Raw genomic sequence first — 12,263 nt, forward strand, 5'->3', positions numbered from 1 at the left:
CGCGCCGACAGGGGGCTCTCTGGGCTTCCTGGCGGCCCTGGCTGGGCCCCCGCCCGGGTTGGCGGGCCAATTTGGCCTTCTTCTCCCCCCCCCCCGCCTTCCCCCCCCCCCCCGCCCCGCGGGGGGGTTTCCCCCCGCCGGGGGGGGGGTTGGCCCCGGGGTGGGTCCCCCCCGCCGGTTCCCCCCCCCCGCCGCTGGCCGCACTGGGTCGAGTACCGCCGCTGCGGGTATTGCGCCGCGATTTGCTGCCTATTCCCTCAAGCACTTGGATGGTCTACGGCGCGGCGCTGTTTGCCTTGGGCCTGATCATGTGGCGCCTGAGCCTGGACCTGGTATTGACCTTCGCGTTACTCGGCGGCGGTGTAGTTGCTGCGCTGCTCCTGGGCGGCTTGCTGCTGTTGTTGCTGCAGAGCCTGCGGCGGTTACTGGCTCGTGCCTCCCTGCCGTGGCGCCTGGGCCTGGGCCAATTGTTGCGTCACCCGTTGGCGGCGGCAGGCCAATCCCTGGCCTTTGGCTTGATCCTGTTGTCCATGGGGTTGATCGCGCTGTTGCGGGGAGAATTGCTCGACACCTGGCAAAACCAGTTACCCAAGGATGCGCCCAACTACTTCGCCCTGAATATCCTGCCAGCCGACAAGGATGCCTTTGGCACCCGCCTGCTGGACGTACAGGCACAAGCAGCGCCGCTCTACCCGGTGGTACCGGGGCGCTTGATCAGTATCAATGGCGAACCCGTGCAGGAGATTGTCAGCAAGGACTCCAGTGGCGACCGTGCCACTCAACGTGACCTGAGCCTGACTTGGGCAGCCGACTTGCCAGCGGGTAACGTCCTGACGGCAGGTACCTGGTGGTCGGCGCAACCCACTGACGGGGTTCCTGGCGTGTCGGTGGAAGCCAAAGTGGCCGAGAGCTTGAAGCTCAAGCTCAACGACCATCTGTTGTTCACCATCGGCGGGGAAAACCGTGAAGCGCGGGTCACCAGCCTGCGCACCATCAACTGGGATAACTTCCAGCCCAACTTCTTCATGATTTTCCAACCGGGCACCTTGAAGGATCTGCCCGCGACCTACCTCACCAGCTTCTATCTGGCTCCCGGCCATGACCAACAGATCGTCGACCTGTCACGGGCCTTCCCGGCGGTCACTATCCTGCAGGTCGAGGCCCTGCTGGAGCAGTTGCGCAGCATCCTCGCCCAAGTGACGTTGGCGGTCGAATACGTGCTGTTGTTTGTACTCGCGGCGGGCATGGCAGTGTTGTTCTCTGGCCTGCAGGCCACCCTGGATGAACGAATCCGCCAAGGTGCGTTGCTGCGCGCCTTGGGTGCCGAGCGCAAGTTGCTGGTCAAGGCCCGACGCATCGAATTCGGTCTGTTGGGGGCGGTCAGTGGCTTGCTGGCGGCACTGGGCACCGAACTGGTGACCTGGGTGCTGTACCGCTATGCCTTTGACCTGGCGTGGCATCCCCACCCGTGGTTGTTACTGCTGCCCGTGATCGGTGCCGTGCTGATTGGCGCTGCCGGGGTATTCGGCACGCGTCGTGCACTGAATGCCAGCCCGCTGACCGTATTGCGCGAAGGTTGAAACCCGGATGGCACGCACCCAGCCAAGGGTACGTGCCATCAGGCGGCTTTCACATATTCGATCTTGGTGATCCACCAGCACACCTCTCCGCTGGGGGTTTGTACGATTGCCTCGTCGTCCACCTCCTTGCGCAGCAGGGCCCGTGCCATGGGTGAGTCGATGGAGATGTAATCCATGCGATCATAAATCTCGTCATAACCCACGATGCGAAAACGCTTGGTCTGGCCCTGTTCGTTTTCGATTTCGACCCATGCACCGAAAAATACCTTTCCCTCCTGCTCGGGCATGTACTCCACCACACGCATGTCTTCCAGGCGTTTGCGCAGGTAACGCACCCGTCGGTCGATCTCCCGCAACAGCTTCTTGTTGTACTGGTAATCCGCATTTTCACTGCGATCTCCCAGGGAGGCGGCCCAGGTCACTTTGCGTGTGGTATCCGGGCGTTTCTCTCGCCACAGGTAATCCAGCTCTTTTTTCAGCGCTTCATGACCTTCTTTGGTAATCAGCTTGGTACTCAAACGCTTGCATCCCCAGGCAATGTCCAATGGTGCCGATACGCCAGGGCATCATGCCCAGGCAGCGGCTGGCTGGGCATGATGATAAATGAACCCTGGAAAGTATCCAGGCCGGCGCCCCATTACCTTACCCATGCCCCTCCAGCACTTGATCCAATTCAAGCAGCGTGCCTTGCATACGCTGGCGCATACCCGACAACTGCAACATCATCATCGCCAGCTTTTCGGCCTTCTGGCTGACCTCCAGTCCCTGCTCCTGCAAATAGGTATGGCGCTGCTCAAGTTCACGGCCCTTTTCTTCCAACTGGCTCTGCTGCTGTTGCAATCGCGCCTGCCACTGTTCAAGCATTTGCTCCTTCTCTAGGACCGCGCATTTTTTTTGCGTCAGTTCCTGGGCAACTTTGGCCAGATTGCTCAGCGCACTGTCCATTTCGAGCAAAGAGGTATGGTCCAACTGGGCAGGCGGGTCCAAGGGTTCGGGCTCCGGCTCGGGTGGCTCCAACCGCAGGTTGTTTGGCTCAAAGTGACTGTCATCTTGTTCAACAGGAACAGGCGACGCACTAGGCTCAACCTGCTCCTGCGGTATCGCGACCAGCGACCGCGCCGGTTCTTCAACGGTGTCTTCAACCATAGCCTGCGGCGCAGTCGTGGCTGAGCGCGGATTTCGCGGCGGCGCAACCATTTGCGACGAGAAGCGAATGGACGGCACGATCACTGCGCTGCTTTCGATCGCAGGCAACGCCGGGGCCGACATGCCCAAGGTGATGACCTTCATGACCAAAGCTTTCTTGATGATCACCGAGTGATGATCCTCTGGCCTGGCAGGCGGCAACCGGCAGCCTTTCAAATCAATGAAATGAAAGGGCACCTGGGGTTCGGCAATCGGCGTTGTCTTCGAGCCGGCTGCCGCTGCCATCGTCAGGATCTGTTTGAAGACTTGCATGGCTAATTGCAGGTCCTCTTTGGAATCAACGCCTCCCAGGAAATACCGGTCAATCTTTTTACGCAGTGCCGCGATATAGACCCTGGAGTGGCCGGGCTCTGCTTCCTCATCCAGGCTATACACCAGAAAGTTGGACGCCGTTTGCGTCACAGCAAACCCGCACAACAAGGCGCCGTTAACGGGCTTCCCTTCATCGTTGCGCTCAAGAACAAGAGTACGTAGAAGCATCATGGCAATCAGGCCTCATTACAAAAGAGAAAACCTTATATAAACATCAGATAAACATCTGGACATTAATAAGTATTCAAAACAAAACAATTGTTTCAGCGGATTATCGTGCCGAACGTAGGATTCTTCTTATTAATCATACTTCGCGTTCCCAAGCCTTCATATTGAACGTACCCTTTTTAAAGCACTTTCCCCTACAGCCAGCCCCTCTCACACGCCCTGCAAAACTTATTCGGTAAAACCATGATCGAGATAAGCAACCTGACAAAACAGTTGGGCAAAACACACCTAATCAGTAACTTGTCCTTCTGTGCCCAGCGCCAGGAGTGTGTGGGCTTGCTGGGAGAGAGTGGTGCGGGAAAAACAACGCTGTTGAGCTTGATCGCCGGGGCGATCAAGCCGACGGCCGGGCAAATCATTATTCAAGGCTTCAATACCCATACCCACTCAATTCAAGCCAAAAAGGTCATTGGCTATCAACGCCAAGGCGGCCTCGACCATCACACGATGTCCGTCAAAAACATGCTCAATTTCATTGCTGCCATTCGCGGTTTGAGCGGGATGGAAAAACGCAGCCAGGTGGCGCAGGTAGCCGCACGACTGGAACTGCTGCCCGTACTCGACTGCCCCATCAACGTCCTTTCCCTTGGTTTGAAGCGCAGAGTGGCAATGGCCCAGGCGCTCCTGCATTCCCCAAGCCTGCTGCTGCTGGACGAACCCACAGAAGGGCTCTGTCCTGATCAACGCCTCAAGTTCCGGGCACTCATCCAGTCCCTGAGCGAGGAAATGACCATCATCATCGCCTCCCGCCATTACCAGGATCTGGCGGACGTCTGCACCCGTGCCTTGGTTATCGCCGGTGGTCGCCTGGTGGCCGATGCCTCGCTGCCCGACTTACAGCGCAGCTCCCGGCACTTCCAGGCCGTCACCCTCGCGGCAGACGCCCCCCTGGATTTGCTCGCGTTGGCCGTATTACCCGGCGTCGCAGGCATCGAGGAAGACCGGCATGCGCCCGGCAAGGTGACGGTACTGGCCATGCCCGGGCATTCCATCTTTCCCTCGATCAACGCGCTTATCACCCATCGCGGCTGGAACATCACGTCAATGAATCTGGAGCCGGGTCGCCTGAACGATGTCGTTCACCATCTGAGCCAAGAGGTAACACCTTGAGACTGCTACCTGTCATTTTCAAACGACAACTGGCCAGCTATGCCTGCGCCCCCAGCACTTACCTGAGCGTGGCGGTTTTTCTCGCACTGTGCGCAGCGCTGGGACTGCATTCCAACCAATGGATGGAGCGAAACAGCAGTGATTTGCAGGCTTTTTTCGAACTGCACCCCTGGCTCTATCTCCTGCTGGTCCCCCTTTTATCGACGCAGTTGTGGTCGGATGAATCCAACGCCAGCTTTTACGACACCCTGAATGCCTTGCCTGTCACCTCGATGGAACGGGTGATCGGAAAATTCATCGCGGCATGGACTGTCTGTGGCATTGCGCTGATGCTTAACTTCCCCCTGGTGATTGCCGTGAATTATCTGGGCACGCCTGACAATAGCGTTATCGCCTCACAATTCCTGGCCAGTTGGTTACTGGCGGGAAGTTATCTTTCCGTAGGTTGTTTCATCTGTGTACTTGCGAGCCAACGCCTGCTGATTTTCTTTTTCACGCTCGGCTTGTTGCTGACCGCCAGTGGGCTTTCGTCAGTACTGGATGCACTTGAACAACAAGCACCGATATGGATTATCGACAGTCTGATGTCCCTGGATCCCATTGCCCGCTTCAGCGCGATGGATAACGGCAAGCTCACACTGCAGGACAGCCTGTACTTTATCAGCATGATCGTTGCTTTTCTGTTTGCGACCACCCTCACACTCAATTACAAAAACAGCTGAGAAAAGGAAAACCACTGATGGGATCCGCTTTTCGTGCGGGTATGACACTTCTCGTCATATCACTGCTGTTTCTGGCATTCAATCTAGTCTGGGTACCCAAACTGCCCACTGTTCGCTGGGACTTTTCCGAAGAAAAAATCCACACCTTATCGCCAGGGGCGCAGCAACTGCTGCTGTCACTTGAAAGCCCACTGGATCTGTATTACTTCAATACCCTCAATGCGCCGCAAAAAAGCCAGGCATTAGAACGTTATGGCCGGCGCGTGGAAGACGTGCTCAAGGCGTTCGAAAAAGCGGCAAACGGCCTGATCAATTTACATATCATTAACCCCGCGCCCTTTTCTGAAGATGCCTACAAAGCCAGCTTGTTTGGGCTTGATGACACACAAGGATTCCTTGGCCTTATCGGCACCCGCACTGGCCAGAGCGCCCAACGCATCGAAGCGTTCCGCCCTGAGCACGAGCCATTACTTGAATATGAGATCAGCCACCTGATCTATAAGTTGGGGCACCCTGAACGTGCCACTATCGGCCTGCTGTCGGGACTGACGTTAAACAAACCGGCCAGCGAGTTGCTGGCGTTGATGCGCGAGCAATTCAACGTGGTGGAACTAGCTGCCAACATCGCCCAGGTTCCGTCATCCATCGCGACATTGATGGTCGTACAGCCGCACGCTTTACCTGAGCGAGCGCTATATGCCATTGAGCAATCGGTATTGAAAGGCACCCAGTTGATGATGTTTATCGACCCCGTGAGCGAGATGGGCGCTGACGCCGTGCCAGAGAACGCCAGGATGGAGGGGCTGCTAAACGCGTGGGGCATCCATATGCCCGCGGATAAGCTGTTGGTCGATAACCTCTATGCCTCATCAGCCACGCCCGGCCCGGGAATGCCCCGGGTACTGCACCCGGCCAGGCTACACCTTCCATCACAGGCCATAACTACGACGGATATCAGCGCCTGGGGGCTGGACGCCGTGACGGTCTCAAGCAGCGGCGCGCTTTCCCTGGCCCCCAAGAGCCGTTCACTGTTGACCCCGCTTCTACTGAGTTCACGGCAATCGGCCCTGCTGGATGCAAAACGCTTTGGCTTGGCGACGACATTCGACTCACTGATCGATGAAACGGCGACTTCAGGGCAGCGTCATGTGATCGCTGCGCGCGTTGAAGGGCCCGCTTACTCAGCGTTTCCCGACGGCTTCAAGGGCCAGCCGCCTGGGCTGCAAAAAGCAGAACTGATCCAGATGGTGGTCGTGGCCGACACCGACTTGCTCGGGGACACGGTCAGCCATGCACGCAACGGCAACGCGCAGTTTGTATTGAACACATTGGATAACCTGGCGGCGCCCGAAGCACTCAAGCGCATTCGACCCCGTGTCATGCGCCAACCGTTGCACAGGCTGGATCACATGCGCGACGAAGCGGCACAGGCTTATCGGAAAAATTCGCTTGAGCTCCAGCGACGACTTGAGCAGACAGAGCAAGCATGGCGCGAGTTGAACCCAGCGCACACGCAGCTTATCACCCAGGCGGTGGATACCAATACGCAGTTGCAGGTACTCAACAAGGAGCGCCTGCAGTTGCCCATCGAGTTGCATGCACTCAAGGCGCAGGCCTATGCCCCGGTGCAGCGTTTCGAGCGACAGCTCAAAGGGCTGATGGTCGCGCCTCTACCGCTACTGCTGTGCCTGATTGCCGGGTTACTGTTCCTGTACCAGCGCAAGCGTCGGCTCCTCGCACTGGCAACCTTTCACTAGTCGCTCAGCGACGGGCAATCAGCCCTTGCCGGGCAATGCGCGTCAGTTGGTGGATCACCTCATGGGCGTTGCTGGCACTCGGAGCCTGAATCACTGCCAGGTCGAAACTGTCGCTGGCAAAACGGGCCAGGGAATCGCCGTCCTCAACAAACTGGATCAGGAACGCCGAAGGCCGACCGGAACGGCGTGGCCAGCCATCCAGATAGCGCAGCAGTGTCGGCTGGTGCTTGCCGCCTAGAAGGATTTTCGGATTGCGTTGAGTCAGGTCCGCGGTGATCGGGGCCAGGCGTATGAGGGGGCGTAGTGCATTCATCGTGTCGTGTCTCTGCCTCAAAAGTCTGCGGGCAGGTGAGAGGCAACACCGAACCAGCGCTTTAGCGGTATTTCGAAGAACGCCCTGCGTGAGCAAGCGTGCTTCTGTCGGGCTGCATTGAGTCCCAGTGGCGCCCCGCAATTAGCTGTTTAAATCGGCGCATGAGCAGCATCCTAGAGAAGCCGGTGGGGCAGTGTCAAGAATCCCGGGCAACGAAAAGGCCCGCATCAGCGGGCCTTTTGTGCAGCTTGCTAAACGATCAGTGAGTGATCGCGCGGTCGACAGACAATTTGCCCGCCCCTTCCAGCAACACCGCCAGCGCGCCGCCGAGCAGTGCCAGTGCGAACTCATATCCGTTGTTGGCCATGAACAGCCCGTTGTGGATGTGTACAGAGAAGATAGCCACCAGCGTCAAGAAGGTCAGGCCCAATGCAGCAGGGCGAGCCAGCAAACCGATGATCAGGGCCAGGCCAGCGAAGAACTCGGTACCGCCCGACAGCAGCGCCATCAGCGTGCCCGGCGCCAGGCCGATACTTTCCATCCATTGTGCGGTGCCCGCGAGGCCACCACCGCCAAACCAGCCGAAGAGTTTTTGCGAGCCGTGGGCAGCGAAGATGATGCCGACGAAAATGCGCAGAATAGTCAGGCCATAGCCGGCGCGAGTGGACAGTACACGGGTAATCATTGGGCTCATGGGGCAAATCCTTTTTCAGGTAGGGGTTGGTTGGCCGCTATATTAATCAGTTTAAGCAATGATAAAAGCCGAAATATTGCCTAATCGAAATCTAAAAATTCGATTATTTACGCGATGCAATTTTAGCCGCAGGCGGCTCCAGAGACTCGCGCTCCCGATCGAACGCCAAATAATACTTGTTGACGCTATTAACATAGCTGACGCCGCCCATCCCTACCTGCTCCATGGCAATGCGTTCAACCTGGAAGAACCACTGATTGGGGTTAAGCCCACGGCGCTTGGCCTCGGTGCGCATGCCCTGCACCCGCTCCGGCCCCATGTTGTACGCCGCTAGCATAAAGGCCATGCGCTCACGCTCATTGAGCTTGGGGCTGGCGAAAAACTTGCGGCGGATCATCGCCAGGTAACGTGCCCCGGCTTGCACATTATTGTCGAGCGTCTCGATATTGTTGACCCCCACCCGTTGGGCCGCCGACGGCGTGATCTGCATCAGACCGGTAGGGCCGCCGCTGTTTCGTGCGCCTGGGTCCAGGGAAGACTCCTTAAACGCCAACGCCGCCAGGTTCAGCCAGTCCATACCTTGCTCACGCGCATGTTTTTGCAAAACCGGGCGCAGTTTTTCCAGGCGCTGACGGTCAGCCCGCGCCAATGGGTTACGGACCTGGTAGAGGCGTCGATAGATACGCTGGAATGCCACATCCTGGTCGGAAGGCGTGTGATAGGTCTTGAGAAACCGATCGATGCTGGCACGCAGCATCGACGCGTCTTGACGCACAAACCAGAACTCGTCGCCTGGCTCGCTGATGACGACCTGCTTGTCAAAGCGCAACTTGGGCAGGATTTTCGACCAGCGTTGGGCAATCGGTTTTTCCACGATCGTCAGGTGAAAAATCCCGGCCTGCACCATCTCCAGGACATCTTCCACCGCCAGGCTCGGGTCAACCCATTCCACTTTCACCGGTGGGCGCTTGTGCAGGGCCAGCTTTTGATTGACCTGACTGATAGCGTCCACCGCCGCACTACCGGTGGTCAGCGTCACCGTGCGACCCGACAGTTGCTCCAGCTTGGTATACCGTCGTTCACCCTTGACGCCCACCAGCCACAACGGCACATCGCTGACAATCGGGGCGCTGGCGCTGACCTTGTGCACGCCCTTCACATCCAGCAACTCACCGGGCGCCACCAGGTCACCTTCACCACGGGCCAGCGCACCGAGTAACTGGTCCTTGGCCTTGGGGATGATCTTGAGGTTGATGGCCTGCCCATCACGGGCATGGCCGTTGAGGTACTGCTCGAAGGCGCGCAACCGATGATATTCGACACCGATGGCCTGGCCCTGCACTTCACCGGAACTGTTGCGGCTCTGGTTGACCAAGACGCGCAGGGTGCGGCTGGAGCGAATTTGCGCCAGGTCGCGGACCTTGCCGGGCTTGGCCACTTGCAACGGCCCATCAAGACGCGCGACCGCCACCATGGGCAGCAGCAACGTCAGGCATAACATAAGCAACGCCGAGGGTCGGATCATCCGCTCTCCGGAAAGAAAACTGGCCAGCGCCTGCGCAAATTACGCAGTGCTGGGGGTCAGAAACAGAGCGCTTTATGCGCTGGCAAGGCGTGCAACGGCGCCACGGTGGCAGGCAATCGGCCCACCACAATGTCGCTTGCGACGTTCAAAGACAGCGTTAACGCATTGTAGTTCTTGGTTTTTCTTATCAATCTACAGCTCTGATATGCTTTCCGGCCGCAGGCGGAGATAGCACCATGCAACTCATTGATATTGGCGTCAACCTGACCAACCCCAGTTTCGACGAGAGGCACCCGGCCGTTCTCGAACGCGCTTACGCCGCTGGCGTGCAGCAATTGGTACTCACCGGCACCAGCGTCGAGGGCAGCGAACAGGCCCTGCAACTGTGTGTGAAACTCGACGAAAGCGGCCAGCGCCTGTTCAGCACCGCCGGCATTCACCCCCACTCTGCCAGCGACTGGAACAACGACAGCGCCCAACGCCTGCGCAGCTTGCTGGGCGACAGCCGAGTGCGCGCCGTGGGTGAATGCGGCCTGGATTTCAATCGGGACTTCTCCCCTCGCCCACAGCAGGAAAAAGTCCTCGAAGAACACCTGGCCCTGGCGGTCGAGTTGCAACTGCCGGTGTTTCTCCATGAGCGCGATGCCAACCAGCGCCTGCTGGAGATCCTCAAAGACTACCGCGACCACCTGCCAGCCGCCGTGGTGCACTGCTTCACCGGTGAACAGGCAGCACTGTTCAGTTACCTGGACCTGGATCTGCACATTGGCATCACGGGTTGGATCTGCGACGAACGCCGTGGCACCCACCTGCATCCCCTGGTAAGGGAAATTCCCCGAGGCCGTCTGATGCTGGAAAGCGATGCACCCTACCTGCTGCCACGCACCCTGCGCCCCAAGCCGAAGAATGGTCGCAATGAGCCGGCGTACCTGCCCGAAGTACTGCGCGAAGTGGCCCTGCACCGTAACGAAACGGTGGAGGATCTGGCGCTGCACAGCACCGCCTGCGCCCGCCGCTTTTTCGGCTTGCCTGCCATCGATTAATGCAGCGCATTGACCCATGTCAAAAGCGCTTTTCTGAATAGCGGCACAATAATGGCACCTTGCCAATACTGTTTCCGCTATCAGAGAAAACCTTCCATGGGTGCCTGGCTTAGCAATATCTCGCTCAAATACAAATTCTGGGCCGTCAATGCGGTCGCCTTCATCACCACCCTGCTGTTGGTGCTGTACGCGGTACAGCTTGAACAACAGGCGCGCAGCCAGGCGTCGCAGGCATCGGCCCAGGCCCAGGGACGCTTGCTCAGCGCCTGGCCAGCCGACAGAACCTTGCCCACGGGTGAGCACTGGCTCGCATTTTCCAAAGGCCAGATCCCCCAGGATCTGCCCGCCCTGAGCACTGCCAACGGCTGGACTGAACCCAACCACATGCCGTTGTTCGGTGAAAACCCGCTTATCGGCGCCGAGGTGATCAGCCGGGCCGACGGCCAGCAAGTCGCAGTCCTCGCCTACGCGCCGAGCCTGAGCCAAGTGTTCAATGAACGTTTCAGCCGCTACGCCGTCGCTGTGGCAGTGCTGATGCTGGCCATGCTCGGCGCCTCGCAGTTGTTGATCCGCTTCCTGCTCAGCCAGCTCAACACCCTCAAGGATGTGATGCTGCACGTTGAAAAAACCGGCGACCTGTCGGCGCGGGTGCCGTTGGCCTGCAAGGATGAAGTCGGCCAGATGGCCAGTGCCTTCAACGCCATGCAAGCCGGCTACCAGCGCGTGGTCAATACGGTGGCACGCACCGCCCGGCAACTGGACGACGGCGCCGCGCGCCTGGCCAGCAGCATGAACGAGGTGCAACACGGCATGCTGGGCCAGCAAAGCGAAACCGACCAAGCCGCCACCGCCATCAACGAAATGACCGCCACCGTCTACCACATCGCCCAGCACGCGGGCGCCACCCGTGACTTGTCGCAGTCCGCCGACACTCTCGCCGGCAGCGGCCAGGCAGTGGTCACCCGGGTACAACGTTCGATCGCCGGGCTGTCCAGCGGCGTACAGCAGACCGCCGAAATGATCCAGAAACTGGCCGAAGACAGCCAGAAAATCAACGGCGTGGTCGGGGTGATCCACAGCATCGCCGAACAGACCAACCTGCTCGCCCTCAACGCCGCCATCGAAGCCGCCCGCGCCGGGGAAATGGGCCGCGGTTTCGCGGTGGTCGCCGACGAAGTGCGCAACCTGGCCAAGCGCGTGCAAAGCTCCACCGACGAAATCACCCGCATGGTCTCGGCGCTGCAAGCCGGCACCCGCGACGCCGTGGACTTCATGCAAGAAAGCTCATTCAAGGCCGATGATTGCGTGCAACAGGCCCAGGAAGCCGGCATCGCGCTGGCTGAAATTACCGGCGCCGTGGCACAGATGCGCGAAAGCAACACCCAGATCGCCGTGGCCGCCGAGCAACAAAGCCATGTCGCCGAAGAAATGAACCGCGCCGTGGTGAGCATTCGCGATGTAACCGAAAACACCGTGCATCAAACCGTGGCGTCGGCCACCACCAGCAATGAGCTGGCGACGTTGGCCGGGGAGTTGAGCAAGGCGATTGGGCAGTTGAAGTTGTAAGACTGCTCCAGCTGTAATCCGACTCCTACGACCAAGCTTCGGTTTACCTGAGGTTAAGACGAAACTTCCTCGCTATTTCCGCGCATAACGCCGACTTCTTTTACCTGACAACCGCTGCAAAGTCCCTCGCCTGATCAAACAGTGCGAGGGATTGCAGATGGTGGTGTTCGTTAGAGCCCTGATGAATGGGGCTGTCTCTTGATCTCG

At 58.8% G+C, this 12,263-nt stretch carries 10 protein-coding genes and 1 pseudogene; 6 read left to right on the plus strand and 5 right to left on the minus strand.

Features of this window, described 5'->3' with window-relative positions; all coding sequences use genetic code 11:
* Window positions 1-1,580: pseudogene (locus tag CER19_RS05295) on the plus strand (ABC transporter permease); the annotation flags it as partial.
* A gap of 38 nt (window positions 1,581-1,618) precedes the next feature.
* On the opposite strand, the gene greB reads toward CER19_RS05295, so the two are convergent.
* Both greB and CER19_RS05305 read right to left on the minus strand, forming a co-directional pair.
* Window positions 1,619-2,098 carry a transcription elongation factor GreB gene (gene greB, locus CER19_RS05300; RefSeq protein ID WP_116665641.1) on the minus strand — a complete coding sequence of 160 codons (480 nt, stop codon included), beginning with the start codon at window positions 2,096-2,098 and terminating at the stop codon, window positions 1,619-1,621.
* A 124-nt stretch (window positions 2,099-2,222) separates the two neighbouring features.
* Window positions 2,223-3,269, minus strand: coding sequence for a hypothetical protein (locus tag CER19_RS05305; protein WP_116665634.1), 1,047 nt, complete (start codon window positions 3,267-3,269; stop codon window positions 2,223-2,225).
* A gap of 240 nt (window positions 3,270-3,509) precedes the next feature.
* Between CER19_RS05305 and CER19_RS05310 the strand changes: the two genes are divergently transcribed.
* From CER19_RS05310 to CER19_RS05320, 3 genes are read left to right on the plus strand one after another with little or no spacing between them, the layout of a single operon-like run.
* Window positions 3,510-4,436: an ABC transporter ATP-binding protein gene (locus CER19_RS05310; RefSeq protein WP_116665635.1), complete on the plus strand. Its 927-nt coding sequence runs from the start codon at window positions 3,510-3,512 to the stop codon at window positions 4,434-4,436.
* Window positions 4,433-5,158, plus strand: a complete 726-nt coding sequence (locus CER19_RS05315; protein WP_116665636.1) for an ABC transporter permease — start codon at window positions 4,433-4,435, stop codon at window positions 5,156-5,158. Before CER19_RS05310 ends, CER19_RS05315 begins: the two co-directional genes overlap by 4 nt.
* A gap of 17 nt (window positions 5,159-5,175) precedes the next feature.
* Entirely contained in the window at window positions 5,176-6,915 is a 1,740-nt protein-coding gene (locus CER19_RS05320; protein WP_116665637.1) for a Gldg family protein, read from the plus strand.
* 4 nt (window positions 6,916-6,919) lie between these two features.
* Here CER19_RS05320 and CER19_RS05325 read toward each other — a convergent pair whose 3' ends face one another.
* The 3 genes from CER19_RS05325 to CER19_RS05335 form a co-directional block, all read right to left on the minus strand.
* A complete protein-coding gene (locus tag CER19_RS05325) occupies window positions 6,920-7,228 on the minus strand; it encodes a hypothetical protein (RefSeq protein WP_003189853.1) in 309 nt (102 codons plus the stop codon).
* 259 nt (window positions 7,229-7,487) lie between these two features.
* Window positions 7,488-7,922 (minus strand): DoxX family protein, encoded by a 435-nt coding sequence (locus CER19_RS05330; RefSeq protein ID WP_073523419.1) that lies wholly within the window; start codon window positions 7,920-7,922, stop codon window positions 7,488-7,490.
* A 103-nt stretch (window positions 7,923-8,025) separates the two neighbouring features.
* The gene (locus tag CER19_RS05335; protein ID WP_116665638.1) at window positions 8,026-9,447 is read right to left on the minus strand and encodes a transglycosylase SLT domain-containing protein; all 1,422 of its coding nucleotides are present in this window, start codon (window positions 9,445-9,447) and stop codon (window positions 8,026-8,028) included.
* 236 nt (window positions 9,448-9,683) lie between these two features.
* Here CER19_RS05335 and CER19_RS05340 point away from each other — a divergent pair, with 236 nt between their 5' ends.
* Window positions 9,684-10,490, plus strand: coding sequence for a TatD family hydrolase (locus tag CER19_RS05340; protein WP_116665639.1), 807 nt, complete (start codon window positions 9,684-9,686; stop codon window positions 10,488-10,490).
* Between the two features lie 96 nt (window positions 10,491-10,586).
* Window positions 10,587-12,056, plus strand: a complete 1,470-nt coding sequence (locus CER19_RS05345) for a methyl-accepting chemotaxis protein (protein WP_116665640.1) — start codon at window positions 10,587-10,589, stop codon at window positions 12,054-12,056.
* The last annotated feature ends 207 nt before the right edge of the window (window positions 12,057-12,263 follow it).

This window comes from Pseudomonas sp. GL93 (assembly GCF_003408955.1).
Taxonomy (GTDB): domain Bacteria; phylum Pseudomonadota; class Gammaproteobacteria; order Pseudomonadales; family Pseudomonadaceae; genus Aquipseudomonas; species Aquipseudomonas paracarnis.